This window comes from Campylobacter geochelonis, assembly GCF_013201685.1.
Lineage (GTDB): Bacteria > Campylobacterota > Campylobacteria > Campylobacterales > Campylobacteraceae > Campylobacter_B > Campylobacter_B geochelonis.
This window is the reverse complement of the sequence record NZ_CP053844.1, coordinates 1108327-1126499: the sequence shown is the minus strand read 5'-3', so window position 1 is coordinate 1126499 and position 18173 is coordinate 1108327. Positions and strand designations below refer to the sequence as shown.

Here is an 18173-nt window from a genome sequence, read left to right as displayed (position 1 = left end):
ATTATGATAGAACAGCCTAAAGACGCAGCTGTATGGGTAGATGAATCCCGCTGCAAGGCTTGTAATATTTGTGTTGACTACTGTCCTAGTGGGACTTTAGCCATGCGTTATGACCCGTATTCAATCCAGGGTATGATGATAGAAGTTTTAGACTCAAACAGCTGTATAGGCTGTAGAGATTGTGAAACTCACTGCCCGGATTTTGCTATTTATGTTGCTGATAAAGGCTTTAAATTTGCAAAACTCACAGAAGAGTCAAAAAAGCGAGCCGAGGCGATTAAAAGTAACAACTATATGGAATTAAAGGAGAGCGTATGAGAGAAGTTATATCAACAGGAAATATCCTAGCAGCACAAGCAGCTGTTGAGTGTGGCTGTAACTTTTTTGGCGGTTATCCTATAACTCCATCAAGTGAAGTTGCGCATGAAATGAGCGTTTTACTACCTAAAAATGGCGGTAGATTTATACAAATGGAAGATGAAATTTCTGGAATTTGTGTTGCGCTTGGTGCTTCTATGAGTGGAGCTAAGGCTTTAACAGCAAGTAGCGGACCTGGAATTTCACTAAAAGCAGAGCAAATCGGACTTGGATTTATCGCTGAAGTTCCACTTGTTATTATAAATGTTATGCGTGGTGGCCCATCAACTGGTCTTCCAACTCGTGTTGCGCAAGGCGATATAATGCAGGCTAAAAATCCAACTCATGGCGATTTTCAAAGCATTGCACTTTGTCCTGGAACACTAGAAGAGGCGTATAGTGAAACGGTTAGAGCGTTTAATTTGGCTGAAAAATTTATGACTCCAGTTTTTGTACTACTAGATGAGACTTTAGGACATATGCAAGCAAAAGCGATGTTGCCTGAAATCAAAGATTTAAAGATAGTAAAAAGACGCGAGTTTAGCGGAGATCCAAAAGAGTATAAGCCATATGAGGCAAAAGCCGATGAGCCAGCTACTCTAAATCCATTCTTTAAAGGTTATAAATACCACATCACTGGATTACATCATGGTCCAACAGGTTTTCCAACAGAAAATGGCGAAATGGTTGGATATAACATGAAAAGGCTTATGGATAAAATCAACAACCATAAAGATGAGATTATCGAAGTCGATGAGTATATGTTAGATGATGCTGAAATTTGTATTATAGCTTATGGAAGTGTTAATCTTTCGGCTAGAAATGCGGTTGATAAACTAAGAAAAGATGGCATTAAAGTAGGTCTGTTTAGACCAAAAACTTTATGGCCAAGCCCAGAAAAAGAGCTTAAAGAAATAGGCAAAAGATTTAAGAAAATTCTTGTAGTAGAGTTAAATATGGGTCAATACTACTATGAAATAGAAAGAACTATGCTAAGAGATGACTTAAAAACGCTTTTTAAAGCAAACGGACGTCCTATATCTCCAGCTGAAATCATAGAAAAAGTTAAGGAGTTTTAAGATGGCTTTTAATTATGATAAATATTTAAGAACAGATAAGATGCCAACTCTTTGGTGTTGGGGTTGTGGCGATGGTGTTGTGCTAAAAGCAGTTATAAGAGCTATCGATACTCTTGGCTGGGATATGAACGATGTGTGTATAGTGAGTGGAATAGGCTGTAGTGGGCGCTTTAGCTCATATGTAAACTGTAACACTGTTCATACGACTCATGGACGAGCTGTAGCTTACGCAACTGGTATTAAAATGGCAAATCCAGATAAACACGTTATCGTTGTAACTGGCGATGGCGATGGCTTAGCAATCGGTGGAAATCATACGATTCACGGCTGTAGAAGAAATATCAACTTAAACCACATCTTGATAAACAACTTTATCTACGGACTTACAAATTCACAAACTAGCCCAACTACACCGCAAGGCTTTTGGACTGTAACAGCTCAAAAAGGAAACATAGATCCAAATTTTGACGCTGCTAGACTAGCAACAGCTGCTGGTGCCACATTTGTCGCTAGAGAAAATGTTATAAACGCAGATAGGCTAACAAAGCTCTTTGTAAAAGGTTTTGAGCATGATGGCTATAGCTTTTTTGATGTTTTTTCAAACTGTCATATAAATTTAGGTAGAAAAAACAAAATGGCTCAAGCTACTGATATGTTAAACTGGATAGAGTCAAGATGTACTAGCAAGGTTAAATTTGATAAGATGAGTGAAGAAGAGCAAAAAGGGCTATTTCCTTTAGGCGTGCTTCATGAGGATAACTCTCATATCGAGTATACAAAAGCGTATAAAAAGGTCATACAAGCAGCGCAAAATGGCACTAAGATAGATTTTAAGGAGATAGTATGAGTAGTTATCAACTAAGATTTGTTGGCGTTGGCGGACAAGGTGTTATCCTAGCTGGCGAGATTTTAGCCGCTGCAAAGATAAATGCTGGCGGATATGGCGTAAAGGCTTCAACTTATACATCTCAAGTAAGAGGAGGACCTACTAAGGTTGATATCTTACTTTCTGATGAGGAAATTTTATATCCATATGCTGATGAGGGTTCGATTGATTTTATGATAGCTACTGCTCAAGTTAGTTTTGACGCTTTTAAAAGTGGCGTAAAAGAGGGTGGTATTATAGTTGTTGAGCCAAATTTAGTTCATCCAAACGATAGTGATAGAAAAAAATGGAAAATTTATGAAATTCCTATTATAACCATAGCAAAAGATATAGTTGGAAATGTTATCACTCAAAGCGTGGTTGCGCTTGGCGCTGCTGTTGAGTTTACTAAAGTTATGGATAAAGAGGTCGTTAGAGAGGAGATGCTTTCAACTGTTCCAGAAAAGGTAAAAGCAGCGAACAATAGAGCTTATGATTTAGGTATAGATGCGGCTAAAGAGCTTGAAGATTGAGTTTTAAAGGATGATTTTATGAATGATTTAGCTATTTTTTATGGAAGTACAAGCGGTGCAACACAAGAGGTTTGCGAGCTTATAGCCAACAACCTTAGTGCTGATATCTATGATGTTAAGTGCGCTAATACAGAGGACTTTAAAAGATATAATAAATTTATATTTGCCTCTTCTACCTATGGAGATGGCGCATTGCAAGATGATTGGGCTGAGAAAATCAACCTTTTAGATGAGATTGATTTTCATGGGAAAACTGTTGCGCTTGTATCGATAGGAAACCAAGAAAGGCATGCTGAAAATTTTTGTTCATCTATAGTTGATTTTTTACCTAAGATTAAGGGTGCAAATTTAGTCGGACAAAGCGAACTTGATGGCTATAAATTTGAAAAATCATCAGCATTTATAAATGATAAATTTATAGGACTTTGCGTTGATTTTAAGGGCGATAGCAAGTGGAAAAGTCGCGTTTTAAAATGGTGCGAAAAGGTTAAAAAAGAGTTTTAAGTAAAATTTGTCAAATTTGAGCTTTGAAAACTTAGCCAAATTTGACAAATATTTTAAATTTAAAGAGCTTTTTATAGCTTAGAAAATTTAAAATATTTTTAGAAAACACTGTTTTTTATAGTAAATTTTTAAGCTAAACACATTAATAAATTTAAAAATAAAAGATATTTTAAAGGCGTTAGTTTGTAATGACTTGCTTATAAACTATTAAATTTAGTATAAAAAATCGATTTAAAAAAGAGAATAAATTTCTTAAAAGTAGGGGAAAATTTTAAATTTATCTTTAGATTTATAAAGAATAGACTAAATTTAAAGCAAAAAGTTTATATAATTAAATTTATCTATAGTTTTTAAAAGGTGAGAAAATGAAGTTAAATTTAGAAAATTCCACTGAAAAATCCAAATTGTCTTTATCAAAAAATCCAAATTTGGCAAATTAAAAATCACCTAAGTTAAACTCATCAAATTTAGATCCACAAAGTCCAAACGATACAACTTTTAGATAGCAAAGATTTACAAAATGTGGTTAAACTGGCATTATATGCAGCTTATATCCTGCCTTTGTATTTTGTTTTGTTAGTTGTGGTTGGATTTTTAGGTATAGATGTGCATTTGCAAATGGCAAAAAATGTGTTGATAATGTCGCTAATAGCCGTATTTCTCGCTTCTTACATACTTGTTTATAGGGCTTTGAAAATTGTATCTTTTTTATCTTGCTCAAAAACGCTTCATAATTATTTTCTAAAATCTATACTTTATCTCATACTTTTGTGCGGACTGATGGTGGTTATCTCTTTGATAGTGACAAACAACTTTCCCGCGCACGCTCTTTTTTCATCTATATTTATAGGTTTAGCCCCATTTATCGCTTTTCTTTACTACACTCCTAAAACTTTTTTTGAACTTGCAAATATAACAGAGGTGGATTTGTTTAAAATCTATGCCATTGTTTTTATCGTATAAATTCTAAGCGGTGGGATTTTATCGATAGTTGTCTTTGTTGTTTATATCATGGCGTGGAAAAAGGTTAAAAAAGTTAGAGTCGCTTTGTTTTAGTTATATTTATACGTAATTTTATGTAATTTAGCTTTAAAGTTAAAAATATAACTAAATTTTTAAAATAGCTTTTTTGATATTGATTTACTTGCTCTATCAAAATATACTTCTTTTTGATATATTAAATATAAAATTTTTATAAAGTTAAAAATTTACCAAGCAAAAGACAAATAAATTTATATTTTTAATCTCAAATTTAAAAATAATCAAAATATTTTGAAGCAAAGTAATAATTTAAAATTAATAATCAAACAAACAAATATAATTTATTTAAATTTATATAATGGCACAAAAAGGTTGAAAATCATCTTTTTGTAACTTTGAAATAGCTAAATTTAAGCAAAAAGTCGAATAAATTTATGTTTTAAACCTTAAAGAGCTTAAAATACTATCTAAATTTAAAGATGGTATAAAATTGTCTTAAATCAAAACATAAAAATAATCTTGCAAAATATTAAGCTTATAAAATTATATAAATTAATATTTATTTTTCAATTTATAAAATTATATCTGCCGTAGCGCTAAAATTAAATATCATCAAATCGCTTTTTTCAAAATTTATTTTCGTACTTAAAAAAGAGTTAAATTTGATGTTTTTAAAGCTAAATTTTTTACTTTTAAGTTGAGTATAAAACTATAAAATAATTTTAATTTAACTATTTATTATCTTTAAAAATTTATCTAAGTACTTTACGTTTTCTTTGCTTAAAGCTATAAATGGCTCATTTCTAAGAGTTTTGATGTCGTATTGAAGCTCTTTTTTATCTTTTATACCAACCATAACTCCACCACTTGCTTGAACTATCAAATCCCCAGCCGCGATATCCCAAGAGTGCGAGACTTTATTTCTTATATAAATTCCAGCACTTCCAAGTGCAAGTTTATAAAATTTCATTCCAGAACCAACAGATATGATATCTCCGTCTATATTTTGTCTGATTTTTTCGCGTAAATTTGCACTTTCATCAACTTTTTTTCGCATTCCGCTAAGCAAGATATTCGGGCTGATATCAACTCTAAGGTTTGAAATTTCAACGCCGTTTATAAAGATATTTTTGCCATTACAACTCATACATTGCTTGTAAACAGGGCTATAAATTACACTTAAAATCGGTTTATTAGAGCTTATTAGAGATATCAAGATAGAAAAATCATTACTATTTTTAACAAAATTTGCAGTTCCATCAAGTGGGTCGACAAGCCAATACTCGCTTATATCATCATTTATTATCGACTCTTCAGAGCAGATGGCAATGCCTGTTTTGCTTAGATGGTTGGTAATGATTTCATTTGACGATATATCTGCTTGTGTTACTATAGAATTATCGCTTTTTAGTTTTTGTTTGAAGCCAAGTTCGCGAAACTCAAGTATCTTTTCTCCTGCTTCTTTTGCTGCTGCAATCGCTATATCAAGTTCACTCATACAAACTTCCTTTTATCTTATTTTAGCTTTAAAAATTTATTTATACAAAATCGTTCCGAGTCTGACCATATTTGAGCCACAACTTATAGCTAGTTCGTAGTCGCTACTCATGCCCATAGAGCAAATTTTAGCGCCATGCTTTTCTAAATTTTGATAAATTTTAAATGTATCTTCAAAGCTTTTTTGAACGACTTTTTCATCATCTGTATGCGCGCCTATGCTCATTATGCCAACAAGATTTATGTTTTTGCACTCATCTTTGATTTTCAGGTATGAATCGACTGCTAAATTTATCTCTAGTCCACTTTTACTACTCTCATCAGCGATATTAATCTCAAGCAAAGTATCAAGTTTATAATCAAGCCTTTTATCAACCGCAAGTGCCAACTCATACGAGTTGCAACTTTGCCACAAAGTAGGGCGAAGCGATATCATCTGGTTTATTTTATTGCTTTGCAAAGTTCCGATAAGATGCCATTTTATCGGATACTCACTTAAAATTTCGTTCTTTCGTTTTAACTCTTGAACTCTGTTTTCGCCAAAGGCTCTTTGCCCTTGATTAAAAAGTTTTAAAACTTCATTTTCTGTTACATTTTTACTCACTGCTACTAGCTCGACATTCTCCCAAAAACCAGCTTTTATCCTTGAAGTTTCTATTGTATCTAAAATCGTTCTTAAATCAACCATTGTTATAAACTCCACTAAGTCTTAAAAAATCATTTATTATAGTAAATGCCATGAGTGCGAACAAAAACGCCATTCCAGCATAGCTAAGACCGGCAAAAACTCGTTGAGAAACTGGCTTTTTAAAAAGAAGTTCATATATATTAAACACGATATGCCCACCATCAAGAACCGGAATCGGAAGTAGGTTTAATATACCTAAATTTACCGATATTAACGCCACTATGATAAACAAAACCGACACGCTTATACTTGCTGCTTTTGTCGTGATATCTGTCATCGCGACTATACCGCCCATCTCTTTTATAGGCACGACGCCTGTTATTAGCTTTTCAAGTCCGATAACTATGAGCTTTGAAGCTTTTATCGTTTCATCTAGCGCAAAAGTGATAGATGAAAAGCCTTTGTTATAGATAGTTACATACTCAACATCTTGCATAGGCGCATCACTTATGACCTTAAATTTGCCATTTTCATCGCTATAAAAACTTTTTGTGCTATCATCAAAAAACTTCACAGCAAGCTTTGAATTTGGAGTCGCTGTTCCTTCTAATACAAGTTGTTTGCTGTTTTTATCTATCGTTGCTTTATAACTTTTTGCATCAATTTTTGTGCCATTTTCATATGTTAATGTTGTAGAGCCTCGCTGAGCTATACCGATAAGTGGTTTTTGAACCTTTTCGTTAAATATAGTATAAGTTTCGCCGATTTTTGGTGTTAAATTTAGCGTAAGGATTTGAGAGTCTCGCTTGATAACGACATCTGTGCTTTGAAGTCCAACAAATTTTTTTATCTCATCCCAATCTTGAATTTTTTGTCCACCAATTTCAAGTATCTTATCGCCTTTTTTTATCCCAGCTTCCATAGCGGCTGAGTCTTTTAAAACATACCCAACTACAGGCGAAACTTTCTCAACTCCGATATATCCAAGCGCGACATAGAGTAAAAATGCAAGTAAAATGTTAAAAAATGGTCCAGCAAAAAGCACATATATCCTACCAAGTGGACTTAGCAAGGTATAGCTTCCCTCATCATAGTTTTTAAGCGTTGGATCGCTATCATCTTGCCCTCTAAGCTTGACATATCCACCAAGTGGAATCGCACTTATACAATACTCAGTGTCGCCGACTTTTTTGCTATAAACTCTATCTCCAAAACCAACGCTAAAAGTTTCGACAACAACGCCAAGTTGGCGTGCTGCTAAAAAATGTCCAAGTTCATGGAAAAATATCAAAAATGAAATAGCTAAAACTGTTATTAAAAAATACGGACCCCAGTGCCAAATAGCCAACGCCGCAACTGCTATCACAAGCACCAAATTTAGGGTTTTTTTACTCAAATTTCTCTCCTGTTTTTCATCTCGTTTATATAGGCAAAAATATACTCAAAACCTGAATATAGTGTTAATAAAACAGCAATCCAAAGCAAAATTTCACCCCCAAACCACTGCATAGTTAAAAAGCCAATGGCTATCATTTGAAAAACAGTTTTAACCTTACCAGCCATACTAGCAGCAACTTCTACGCCATCACTTGCCATGATAACTCTAAAACCAGTTATAAAAAACTCTCTTACAAGTATAAGATAGACCGCCCACGGGTTGGCTCTATCTATAAACATAAGTCCTAAAAAGCCGGCTAAGGTTAGCATTTTATCAGCTAATGGATCTATAATCGCTCCAAATTTAGTCATCTGGTTCCAGCTTCTTGCTATAAAACCATCGAAAAAGTCAGTAACTGAAGCGATAACAAAAACTAAAGCAGCAAAATAGTTTATCCAGCTTTGATGAATTCCGCCTAAAAGGTTAGAATTTACTAACAAGAAAAAAAACAAAAAGGCTAGAACGACCCTAAAAATGGCTAGTATGTTTGGTAAATTTAGCATTATTTAAATGTTGTCCCACCATCAACGATAAAGGTATGCCCAGTTACCCAGCTAGCTTTATCTGAACATAGGAAAAGACACGCACCAGCTAAATCCTCAGGTTGTCCCATTCTGCCAAGTGGGCTAAGTTTAGCTGTGATATCTCTAACTTCTTCGTAGTTTGTAAAGGCTCTTAAAGCATCAGTTTCAATAGGACCTCCGCTGACGACATTAACTCTTATGTTTTTCTCACCAAGCTCAGTCGCGGCGTATCTTGCCATGGCTTCAACAGCAGCTTTTGCAGTTCCATGACCTGAGTAGTTTTCTATATAGACTATGTTTCCAGTTGAACTAAGTGAAACTATACTTCCACCACCAACTTTTTCCATACGTTTTGCTGCTTCTTGAGCGCCAACTACAAAGGCATTTACCGTAGCTGTGAAGATGTTGTTTATGCCTCGTGGTTTTAACTTCATAAATTTAGTATATCCACCAGCGACTGCACGCCCTGAAATAATAGCATTTGATATGAAAAAATCAACTCTATCAAAATCCTTATCAATCTCTAAAAAAAGTTCTTTATAAGTTTCTGGTTGAAGTATATTAAAAGGGTAAGCTTTAGCTTTTATACCATACTCTTTTGCTAGTTCTTTTGCTTGTTGCTCGGCTAGCTCGCCATTTGAGTTATAAGTAAAAGCTATATTTGCTCCTGCTTTTGCAAACTCAAGCACTATGGCTCTTCCTATACCTCTTGTTCCACCACTTATAACTAAAGTCTTATCCCTAAAAAAACTATCCATTAAAATCCTTTTATATTATATTGTTTCATTATATTTTCTATTTTTTTCATATTCTCGCTACTTGGCTCGCAAAGTGGCAGTCTATACTCTAAAGTAGGAGTAAGTCCTGCTATATACATCGCAGCTTTAACTGGTATTGGGTTACTTTCGCAAAACATAACTTTGTTTATGTTATACATCGCATCATTTATCTCTTTTGCTTTTAAAAACTCATTATCCATAGCAAGATGAGTTAGCTTTGAGGTGTAATCAGGAAGCAGGTTTGAAGTAACTGATATAACGCCTTTTCCGCCATTGCTTAAAATCGGATAGTTTATCGCATCTTCGCCGCTTACAACTACAAGGCGAGGTTCATGAGCTAGTAAATCAACGCATTTATCGATATTTCCACTCGCCTCTTTTACCCCATATATATTTTGGCAATCATTAAATAATTTTATAATAGTATCTGTTGCTATCTCACAACCTGTTCTTCCTGGAACATTATAGAGTAAAACTGGAATTTCTACCGAAGAAGCTATCTCTTTATAGTGAAGATAAAGTCCATTTTGCGTTGGTTTGTTGTAGTATGGAGTGACTGAAAGAATTCCATCAGCACCATGAGTTTGAGCAAATTTAGCCAGCCCAACTGCCTCATGAGTTGCGTTGCTTCCTGCTCCTGCTAGAACTTTTACATGCGTATTTTTACATACATCAACGGCGATTTCTATACAAACTCTATGCTCATCATGGGTTAAAGTCGCACTCTCGCCAGTTGTGCCTACTGGAACTACAGCATCGATACCATTATCGATTTGTCTTTTTATAAGCTTTGCGTATGTTGCTTCATCTAGCTTTCCATCTTTAAAGGGGGTTATAAGAGCTGTCATTGCGCCTATTATTATATTTTTATCCATTTTCAATCCTTTCTTAAAATCATTGTAGTTAAATTTGCGTTATTAAAATATCTGTTAAAAACCGTTTTTATATCATCTTTGTTAAGTTCATTTACTCTATCTTGAAGGTTAAAAAGCTCTTCTAAGTTGCCTTGAACGATGTATTTTCCATATAAAGATGCTACCTTGCTAGCGCTGTCTAAGGAGTATACAAACTGTGCTTTTACGCTGTTTTTAATCTTAGTTAAATCATCATCTTCAAGCTCGTTTTCTTTTAAAGTATTTAAAATCTCTAAAATTTCAGCTTTTACGCTTTGTGCTTTTACATCAGGATTACATATCGCAAAGATTATAAATAAATTCTCATCTATTCCAGCCATGTTATAAGTCTCAACTTGATTTAAAAGCTCTTTTTCATCGACTAAAATTCGGTTTAAAATCGCGCTTTTACCGTTTGTTAAATACTCACTAATCGCATCAAGCGCAACATTATCTTTATGGGTAAATGGTGGAATTTTATACGCCATTGCTAGAATTTCAACTTCGCTATCTTTGTGTAAAATCGCTGTTTTTTCTCCATCTTGTTTTGGCTCAAAAGTATGTAAAACAGGTACTTCGCAACTATTTTTTATATCATTAAAATGCTTTTTAGCATACTTAAATGCCTCATCTTTGCTAATATCACCACTTATAAGCAAAACTGCATTTTTTGGTTGATAGAATTTAGCGTGAAATTCGCGAATATCTTCAATACTCCAGTTTTTTATATCATCTTTAAAACCTATTGGCGTCCAGTGATATGGATGGTAGATAAAGGCTGTATTATAGAGCCTAAAAAACAGATATCCGCTTGGATTATTATCAGTTCGCCAAAGTCTCTCTTCAAGCACGACATCTCGTTCTGGTCTAAACTCTTCATCAAGCAAGTTTAAATTTGCCATTATATCGGCGTATAGTTCAAGTGAAGTATCTAAATTTGACTTTGAACATTTGATAAAATAGTGTGTGTAGTCAAAGCCGGTTGAGGCGTTATTTACCCCGCCAAAACCTTTTACTATCTTATCGAATTCGCCTGATTTGCGAGTTTTGGTTGATTTGAAATTTAGGTGTTCAAGCATATGTGCGATTCCGCTTTTCCCCATCGTTTCGTTTCTTGAACCAACTTTATAAAACAAATCTATGCTTATAACATCACTACCTAAATTTAGTGGTATGTGATAAACTTCAAGTTCATTTTCAAGAGTTATTTTTTCAAATTTTGGTAGCATTTTTAACCTTTTTTAACATCTACGCCAACAGCTTGGCTGATATGAGTGAAGCCATCATCTTTAAGCAGTTTTAGCAAACCTTCGTTGATATCTTTAACGATACTTGGACCTTTGAAAATAAAAGATGTGTAAATTTGAACTAAATTTGCACCCATTTTTATGCGATTATAGGCTTCTTTTGCGCTATCAATCCCGCCACAACTAATCAAAACCGTTTCACCATAAAGCTCATCTGCAACGGCTTTAAAAAGCTCTCGTGATTTTTGAGTTATCAGCTTTCCGCTAATGCCGCCTTTTTGCTCTTTTATGTTTGGCAAGAGCGAGTAATCAATGCTTGTATTGTTTATAACAATCGCTGCTGCTCCTGCATTTGCTGCAGTTTTGCAAAGTGAAATTGCCTTATCGTGTTCTAAATCAGCTGCAATTTTAAAGATAATTGGCTTAGTTGTGATTTTTTGTAGGCTAGAAAAAATTTCATTTATAAAACTCTCATCTTGCAAATCGCGTAAATTTGGAGTATTTGGCGAGCTAACATTTATCAAAAACATATTGCAAAAATCACTAAATTCGCGAGTTAAAAACTCGTAGTCATCTATGGCATTTTCATTTGGTGTGATTTTGTTTTTGCCGATATTTGCGATAAGTGGAACGGCAAATGGATAAATTTTTTCTACATTTTTTTTAACCGCCTCGCAACCATCGTTGTTAAACCCCATTGCATTTTGTATGCTTTCATCTTCTACGAGCCTAAAAAGGCGTGGTTTTTCGTTTCCGCTTTGAGCTTTTGGTGTGATTGTTCCAAACTCCATATAGCCAAAACCAAGTGAAGCAAGTGGTCTTAGCATAGTTGCATTTTTATCAAATCCACCAGCAAGCCCAACTGGGTTATAAAAGTTAGCACCCATTAAATTTTGGTGCAGCGCCTTGTCGTTTATAACAAATTTATTTGCCACAAAACTTAGAATTCCAGGGAATAAATTTGTGCTTTTAAGCCCGAATTCTGCGATGTTATGTGCAGTTTCAGGCTGAAATTTGAAAAATATCTTTTTTAATGTGCTGTAATCAAACATGAATTTACCTATATTTTTATGAAAATCGGTAGCCATTTTATCTAAATTTAGATTAAAAACGGCTAACTATTTAGTTCAAAAGTTCCTTTTAGCTTCATATACGCCTCGCATTGAGAGCTTAATGTCGCATCATCTCCAAACCCTATAACCTTGCCATTGTTTATAACAGCGATGTTTGTAGCATTTTTAACTGTTGAAAGTCTATGCGCTACAACAAATATAATCTTATCTTTTCGCAAATTCTCTATCACTTCAGTTATGGCATTTTCGCTTGTGTTATCAAGCGCTGAAGTTGCCTCATCTAAGATGATAATTTGCGGATTTTTATAAAGCATTCTAGCTATTGCAATCCTTTGCCTTTGTCCGCCACTTAAATTTGAACCAAATTCGCTTAGTACCGTATTTATGCCGTTTTCTAGTTTGCTTACAAACTCGTAAGCATTTGCCATTTTTAAAGCTTTGATAACTTTTTCTTCATCAAATTCGCCACTATATGCGACATTATTTGCCACTGTATCGTTAAAGATATAGACGCGTTGGCTTACTAAACCGATGTTTTCACGAACGCTTTGTAGGCTAAAGTCGTATAAATCGCTATTGTTTACTAAAATATTTCCACTTGAGATATCATAAAATCTCATAAGTGAGTTTATAAGAGAAGTTTTGCCACCGCCACTGTTTCCAACTAGCGCTATCATCTCGCCTCTATAAGCGCTTAAATTTATCCCTTTTAAGACCTCTTTATCATCGTATTTTAACCAAACATCTTGAAAATGGATAGATTTTACAGCTTTTGGAAACTCCTCATTTCCACCAACGATAGAAGCAACTTTATCTATAAGCTCAAAAGTCCTTTCGCTCGCTGCTACTGCATCTTGCATGCTGTTATATAGACTTGAGATTTTTTTAACCGGCGTATAAAGCATAAACAAAGCGGTTAAAAATGAAAAAAAGCTTCCCACTGTTATCTCGTTATCGATAACCTCTTTTCCGCCTATCATGATAACGGTTGCGATTCCAATCGCGCCTAAAGTCTCCATTATAGGGCTTACTAGCTCGCCTGTTTTGACCGATTTTAAATTTAGTCTAAAAAATTTGTCATTTTCTATTTTGAAGCGATTTATCTCTTTGTTTTCTGCGTTATTTGCTTTGATAATCTCGATATTTGTATAAATTTCACTTAAAGCTGAAGTTATATCCGATGTTTTTTCTTGAGCATTTTTTGAGATTTTTTTCATCTTTTTTGCAAGTATGGAAAGTGGATAAATCGCAGCAGGAAGGACAACCAAAGCAAAAAGTGAAAGCTTTGGACTTTGATAAATCACAACGCATAAAAGTCCAAAAATTTGGATTAAATTTGTAAAAAACTCCGGTATCATGTTTGAAACTATGTTTCTAATTCTATCGATGTCATTTACGGTTCTACTGATAAGTTCACCTGTGCGAAATTCATTAAAGAATTTCATATCCAAATTTATTAAGTTTTTAACCATTTTTTCGCGAAATTGTCTGATGATATCTTGTCCGATATAAACGGTAAAATAGCGCTGCATATACGTTCCGCCGCTTTTTATAGCATAAATTGCGATAATTGCATAAGGAAGTATATAAAGTAGGGTTTCATCTTTGTTTATAAAAATTTTATTTAAAACCGGCTCAATAAGCCAAGCAGTCGCTGATGTGCCACCAGCTGCCATTAGCATACCGATGATTGCAAGCGTAAATTGCGGGATGTAGTCTTTTATATACGGGCTAAATCTTTTAAAAACCTCTTTTACTCCGTTCATATTTTCTCCCAAATCGTGCCATTTGCCGTATCCATTATAGCAATTCCTTTGTTGTTTAAAATTTCTCTAATCTCATCTGCTTTTGCAAAATTTTTCTCTTTTTTGGCTAAATTTCGTTCATTTATAAGCGCTGAAATTTGCTCTTTTTCTTCTAAATTTACGCCAAATTGAAAGTATTCATTCTCATCGCAAACCAAAATTCCCAAAACATCTTTAACAAAGTCTAAATTTGCTAAGGTTTGCGCTTTAAAAGCTTTATCTTTTGGGCTTTTATCAAGTTGTTCATTTGCTTGATTTACCATTATATCAAGGCTAGCAAGAGCTAAAGATGAGTTTAAATCATCGCTTAAAGCGCTTAGTATTTCATCTTTAAATTTGGCATTAACTTCGCTTTTATTAGCTCCGCCAAGGCGCTTTTTAAGGCGGTAAATTTTATCAAGTCGTTTTTTACTAGCTTGTAAATCGCTTATGCTGTAGTTAAAATTTGCTCTATAGTGCGAACTCATCAAATAATACCTCAAAGCCTCGCCAGGGACTAAATTTAGCGCATCTTTTACAAAAAAGCTATTGCCTAAACTCTTACTCATCTTTTCGTTATCTACTTGGACAAAGCCATTGTGCATCCAGTATTTTGCTAGGCTTTTATGTTCGCTACATCTGCATTGTGCGGCTTCGTTTTCATGGTGTGGAAAAAGCAGATCAAGTCCTCCAGCGTGAATATCAATACTAAATTTAAAATCCTCACTTTCTAAATGCTCTTTTATCATCGCCACGCATTCAGTGTGCCAGCCTGGACGACCCTTGCCAAATGGGCTTTCATACCAGTTTTCATCAAATTTCCAAAGCACAAAATCTTTACTATCTTTTTTGCATTCATTGCTTTGGATTCGTGCTATTTTTTCGTTGTTATCAAATTTGCCACTTAAGCTAAGGTATTTGCTATCTTTTGAGGTATCAAAGTAAATTCCATCATCAAGTTTATATGCAAAATTTTGGCTAAGCAAATTTGAAATATACTCTATAATGCCTTTTAAACTTTGTGTTGCTTTTGGTTCGATATCGGCTCTTAGGACATTTAAAGCGTTCATATCAGCAAGATATCTATCTATGTAAAAAGATGTGATTTGCTCTAAACTTTTGCCACTTTCAGCCATTTTTTTTAAAATTTTATCATCGATATCGGTAAAGTTTTTAACAAATTTAACTCTATACCCACAAGCGATTAAAACTCGTCTAAGCAAGTCAAAGCTAATGGCACTTTTTGCATGGCCTAAATGCGCATCATCATACACAGTTGGACCGCAGACATAAATTCTTGCCTCATTTTCGCAAATCGGTTCAAATTTAACTTTTTTTTTCAAAACACTATCATATATAACCATCACATAAAACCCTTAAAAAGCCATAATATTAAAATTTCGATTAAGCAAATCACCAAAATCACGGCGATTTTTTTAGCTCTGATTATAGCTAAAAAATTATTAAAGCCAAATTCTTTTATATTCATAACAAGCAAGTAAAGCCCACCAACAGAGCTTGCAAGCGCTAATCCACTAGCACCTAAAGGTTTAACCAAAAGCGCGCAAAGGAGTAAATTTAGAACTAAAGTTTGGATTGTTATCTTAGCAGCGATATTTTGCTTCATCTTTGCATATAGCCAAAGCGAGAAGATTTTAGCCAGACCAAAAGGAACAAGTCCAACCATGTAAGCGACTAAAACTGGAGCTGAGTTTAGCGTATCTGTGCTAGTAAACTCACCTCTTTGAAACAAAAGCGCTATTATCTCTTTAGAAAGCATAACTCCGCCAATCGTTGAAAACAAAAGCAAAGCAAGCAAAAAGTGAAAGCTTTGAGAGAGTAAATTTAGCGCTAAAGTGTCATTTCCTGATTTTATCTGTTTGCTTATCTTTGGAAAAAGCGCGGTTGAAAGAGCGATGGCAAAAAGCGCAAGCGGGAGTTGAAAAATTCTGTTTGTATAGTAAAGATAACTTATGCTTCCAAAGGCCAAAAAACTTGCAAACCAAGTATCAATAAAAGAGCCGATTTGCGCCGCACTTGAGCCAACAACTCCGTGAAAAAAGTTTTTATAAAAGCCTTTTGTTTCATCTTTTGCTATTTTTTTGTTTTTTTTCTGCATTAGCTTTTTAAATCCGCCTAAAAAGACTCTTAGCATCCCAGTATGCTGCAAAGCGATGATGTGAACGAGCGCTTGAAGCACGCCACCAGTTACAACACCGATACTTAAGTACAGAACAGCTAGCTCTTGACTTTTTCCTTTGGCTAAAAAAAGTGCTCCAATCATAGCTAAATTTAATAGCGCAGTTGAAAATGCAGTCGTTGCGAAATGCCCACGATACTGCAAAAGCGAAGCAAAAAGCGTAACTAAAAATATAAAAACCAAATACCAAAAATTTATCATCACATATGGCACAGACATTTCGATTGTCGTTTTATCAAAGCCAAGTGCGATAAATTTAGTAAAAAATGGCGCAAAAACCATAACCAAAGTTGTTAAAAAAAGTAAAAAAAGAAAAAAGCGGATAAAAACACTCGCTGCAAAAATTCCTTTTTTCTTAGAGGCGACAAAACCTGGTAAAAAGGACTGCGTAAAAGCACCTTCCCCAAACAAACGTCTAAATAAATTTGGCAGTTTAAATGCTACAAAAAATATATCGCTCCACACTCCAGCGCCTAAAACATTTGCCGTAAGCAAATCCCTTAAAAGCCCTAAAACTCGAGAGGTTAAAATTCCAAAACTGTTGGTGAAAAAGCCTTTTAAAAAGGCGAATTTTTTTACTATCAAAGTGCTATGTATCCATTATTCAGACAAGATAAAGTGTAATTCTACTATAATTTTGCTTATTTAAAAATCATTCAAGGGAAAGAATTTTGAACAATAGTCGCGTGGAGATAGAAAACAACCCAAATTTTGTTGAAATTTCTTTAGTTGGTGATTGGACATATAAGGCTTCAAAAAAGTCTATTAACACAATAAAAAATATCATAAATAAAAATCAAAATATCGCTTTAAATTTATCTAGCGTTACTAAGCTTGATTACGCTATGGCGATAATCTTGCATGAGTTTGAGCTTAAATTTAAAGATAAATTTAAATTTGTAAACTCAAGCCAAAGTTATAGCGATATTTTTAAGTTAATTGATGATAAAAATGTCGATTTTAACTACATACCACAAAGCCCTAAAAGCACCATTTTAGAAGATATAGGCAAGAGTGCAATCGAGGCTTATGAGAGTTTTTTAAATTTTGCATATTTTATCGGCGAACTTTTTTCTAAATTTGTCTATACGCTACTAAATCCTAGTAAAATTCGCCTAAAAGAGGTGAGTAATCACTGTAAATACGCAGGAATAAATGCTATTTTCATCGTTTGTTTAACCTGCTTTTTAATCGGCGTTGTGCTTGTTTATATCGGCGCTGGTATGTTATCAAGGTTTGGCGCTTCTATTTATGTTATCGAGATAATGGGAATGCTTACTCTTCGCGAACTTGGGCCTTTGATTGCAGCTATTGTTATGGCTGGACGCTCAGCTTCATCTTTTACAGCGCAAATTGGCGTTATGAAGATAACTGAAGAGATAGATGCGATGAAGACTATGAGTTTTGATCCTTTTATCTTTCTTGTTATGCCCAGAATTATCGCAATGGTCATCATAACTCCACTTGTGATATTTCTAGCTGATATGGCAAGTTTGGCTGGGCAAATTTTAGTAGCAAACTGGTATCTTGATATAAGTTTTTCAACTTATGTTGATAGATTTAAGGAATTTGTTGGCGTTAGACACTTTATCGTTGGAATGATAAAAGCACCATTTTTTGGGCTAATTATAGCTTTGGTTGGTTGCTTTCGTGGGTTTGAAGTTAAAGGAAATACTCAAAGCCTTGGGACTTTAACCACTACAAGCGTTGTAAATGCGATATTTTGGGTTATAGCAATAGACGCTGTTTTTGCTATATTTTTCTCTCAAACATCGTTATGATAGGATTTTG

At 34.3% G+C, this 18173-nt stretch carries 18 protein-coding genes; 7 read left to right on the top strand and 11 right to left on the bottom strand.

All coding sequences use genetic code 11. From position 1 onward, the window contains the following. The 6 genes from CGEO_RS05230 to CGEO_RS05205 all read left to right on the top strand — a co-directional run bounded on the left by CGEO_RS05230 (window position 1) and on the right by CGEO_RS05205 (window position 4301). On the top strand, window positions 1-318 hold the full coding sequence (locus tag CGEO_RS05230) for a 4Fe-4S binding protein (protein ID WP_172658150.1): 318 nt from the start codon (window positions 1-3) through the stop codon (window positions 316-318). Beyond that, window positions 315-1436, top strand: a complete 1122-nt coding sequence (locus tag CGEO_RS05225; protein WP_075494605.1) for a 2-oxoglutarate synthase subunit alpha — start codon at window positions 315-317, stop codon at window positions 1434-1436. Before CGEO_RS05230 ends, CGEO_RS05225 begins: the two co-directional genes overlap by 4 nt. A gap of 1 nt (window position 1437) precedes the next feature. Continuing rightward, a complete protein-coding gene (locus tag CGEO_RS05220; protein ID WP_075494606.1) occupies window positions 1438-2283 on the top strand; it encodes a 2-oxoglutarate ferredoxin oxidoreductase subunit beta in 846 nt (281 codons plus the stop codon). Continuing rightward, window positions 2280-2834: a 2-oxoglutarate:acceptor oxidoreductase subunit OorC gene (locus CGEO_RS05215; protein ID WP_075494607.1), complete on the top strand. Its 555-nt coding sequence runs from the start codon at window positions 2280-2282 to the stop codon at window positions 2832-2834. Before CGEO_RS05220 ends, CGEO_RS05215 begins: the two co-directional genes overlap by 4 nt. An 18-nt stretch (window positions 2835-2852) precedes the next feature. Continuing rightward, window positions 2853-3338 carry a flavodoxin domain-containing protein gene (locus CGEO_RS05210; RefSeq protein ID WP_075494608.1) on the top strand — a complete coding sequence of 162 codons (486 nt, stop codon included), beginning with the start codon at window positions 2853-2855 and terminating at the stop codon, window positions 3336-3338. A 522-nt stretch (window positions 3339-3860) separates the two neighbouring features. After that, window positions 3861-4301 carry a hypothetical protein gene (locus CGEO_RS05205; RefSeq protein WP_075531645.1) on the top strand — a complete coding sequence of 147 codons (441 nt, stop codon included), beginning with the start codon at window positions 3861-3863 and terminating at the stop codon, window positions 4299-4301. Between the two features lie 745 nt (window positions 4302-5046). Here CGEO_RS05205 and CGEO_RS05200 read toward each other — a convergent pair. The 11 genes from CGEO_RS05200 to murJ all read right to left on the bottom strand — a co-directional run bounded on the left by CGEO_RS05200 (window position 5047) and on the right by murJ (window position 16964). Next, window positions 5047-5817 carry a 3'(2'),5'-bisphosphate nucleotidase CysQ family protein gene (locus CGEO_RS05200; protein WP_075540324.1) on the bottom strand — a complete coding sequence of 257 codons (771 nt, stop codon included), beginning with the start codon at window positions 5815-5817 and terminating at the stop codon, window positions 5047-5049. 36 nt (window positions 5818-5853) lie between these two features. Then, window positions 5854-6504, bottom strand: a complete 651-nt coding sequence (locus CGEO_RS05195; RefSeq protein ID WP_075540323.1) for a YggS family pyridoxal phosphate-dependent enzyme — start codon at window positions 6502-6504, stop codon at window positions 5854-5856. Continuing rightward, window positions 6497-7819: an RIP metalloprotease RseP gene (gene rseP / locus CGEO_RS05190; RefSeq protein ID WP_422851326.1), complete on the bottom strand. Its 1323-nt coding sequence runs from the start codon at window positions 7817-7819 to the stop codon at window positions 6497-6499. The genes CGEO_RS05195 and rseP overlap by 8 nt, the downstream gene beginning before the upstream one ends. A 17-nt stretch (window positions 7820-7836) precedes the next feature. Beyond that, the gene (pgsA, locus tag CGEO_RS05185) at window positions 7837-8388 is read right to left on the bottom strand and encodes a CDP-diacylglycerol--glycerol-3-phosphate 3-phosphatidyltransferase (protein WP_075494613.1); all 552 of its coding nucleotides are present in this window, start codon (window positions 8386-8388) and stop codon (window positions 7837-7839) included. Next, the gene (locus CGEO_RS05180) at window positions 8385-9164 is read right to left on the bottom strand and encodes an enoyl-ACP reductase (protein ID WP_075494614.1); all 780 of its coding nucleotides are present in this window, start codon (window positions 9162-9164) and stop codon (window positions 8385-8387) included. Before CGEO_RS05180 ends, pgsA begins: the two co-directional genes overlap by 4 nt. Then, a complete protein-coding gene (dapA, locus tag CGEO_RS05175) occupies window positions 9164-10060 on the bottom strand; it encodes a 4-hydroxy-tetrahydrodipicolinate synthase (protein ID WP_075494615.1) in 897 nt (298 codons plus the stop codon). The genes CGEO_RS05180 and dapA overlap by 1 nt, the downstream gene beginning before the upstream one ends. Before the next feature lie 2 nt (window positions 10061-10062). Further along, on the bottom strand, window positions 10063-11307 hold the full coding sequence (locus CGEO_RS05170) for a M16 family metallopeptidase (protein ID WP_075540321.1): 1245 nt from the start codon (window positions 11305-11307) through the stop codon (window positions 10063-10065). 2 nt (window positions 11308-11309) lie between these two features. Further along, window positions 11310-12377, bottom strand: coding sequence for a quinone-dependent dihydroorotate dehydrogenase (locus CGEO_RS05165; protein WP_075540320.1), 1068 nt, complete (start codon window positions 12375-12377; stop codon window positions 11310-11312). Between the two features lie 62 nt (window positions 12378-12439). Continuing rightward, window positions 12440-14164: an ABC transporter ATP-binding protein gene (locus CGEO_RS05160; RefSeq protein ID WP_075494687.1), complete on the bottom strand. Its 1725-nt coding sequence runs from the start codon at window positions 14162-14164 to the stop codon at window positions 12440-12442. Then, on the bottom strand, window positions 14161-15546 hold the full coding sequence (gene cysS, locus CGEO_RS05155; protein WP_075540319.1) for a cysteine--tRNA ligase: 1386 nt from the start codon (window positions 15544-15546) through the stop codon (window positions 14161-14163). The genes CGEO_RS05160 and cysS overlap by 4 nt, the downstream gene beginning before the upstream one ends. Continuing rightward, complete coding sequence (gene murJ, locus CGEO_RS05150; protein WP_075531677.1) at window positions 15546-16964, bottom strand: murein biosynthesis integral membrane protein MurJ; 1419 nt, start codon at window positions 16962-16964, stop codon at window positions 15546-15548. Before murJ ends, cysS begins: the two co-directional genes overlap by 1 nt. An 89-nt stretch (window positions 16965-17053) precedes the next feature. Here murJ and CGEO_RS05145 point away from each other — a divergent pair, with 89 nt between their 5' ends. Then, window positions 17054-18163 (top strand): MlaE family ABC transporter permease, encoded by a 1110-nt coding sequence (locus tag CGEO_RS05145; RefSeq protein ID WP_075540318.1) that lies wholly within the window; start codon window positions 17054-17056, stop codon window positions 18161-18163. Window positions 18164-18173 lie beyond the last annotated feature (10 nt).

Excerpts from the sequence above, each read along its gene's own strand:
- CGEO_RS05225 (WP_075494605.1), top strand. The coding sequence starts at position 315 with ATGAGAGAAGTTATATCAACAGGAAATATCCTAGCAGCACAAGCAGCT.
- CGEO_RS05220 (WP_075494606.1), top strand. The coding sequence starts at position 1,438 with ATGGCTTTTAATTATGATAAATATTTAAGAACAGATAAGATGCCAACT.
- CGEO_RS05215 (WP_075494607.1), top strand. The coding sequence starts at position 2,280 with ATGAGTAGTTATCAACTAAGATTTGTTGGCGTTGGCGGACAAGGTGTT.
- CGEO_RS05210 (WP_075494608.1), top strand. The coding sequence starts at position 2,853 with ATGAATGATTTAGCTATTTTTTATGGAAGTACAAGCGGTGCAACACAA.
- CGEO_RS05200 (WP_075540324.1), bottom strand. The coding sequence starts at position 5,817 with ATGAGTGAACTTGATATAGCGATTGCAGCAGCAAAAGAAGCAGGAGAA.
- CGEO_RS05195 (WP_075540323.1), bottom strand. The coding sequence starts at position 6,504 with ATGGTTGATTTAAGAACGATTTTAGATACAATAGAAACTTCAAGGATA.
- CGEO_RS05180 (WP_075494614.1), bottom strand. The coding sequence starts at position 9,164 with ATGGATAGTTTTTTTAGGGATAAGACTTTAGTTATAAGTGGTGGAACA.
- dapA (WP_075494615.1), bottom strand. The coding sequence starts at position 10,060 with ATGGATAAAAATATAATAATAGGCGCAATGACAGCTCTTATAACCCCC.
- CGEO_RS05170 (WP_075540321.1), bottom strand. The coding sequence starts at position 11,307 with ATGCTACCAAAATTTGAAAAAATAACTCTTGAAAATGAACTTGAAGTT.
- CGEO_RS05165 (WP_075540320.1), bottom strand. The coding sequence starts at position 12,377 with ATGTTTGATTACAGCACATTAAAAAAGATATTTTTCAAATTTCAGCCT.
- CGEO_RS05160 (WP_075494687.1), bottom strand. The coding sequence starts at position 14,164 with ATGAACGGAGTAAAAGAGGTTTTTAAAAGATTTAGCCCGTATATAAAA.
- cysS (WP_075540319.1), bottom strand. The coding sequence starts at position 15,546 with ATGGTTATATATGATAGTGTTTTGAAAAAAAAAGTTAAATTTGAACCG.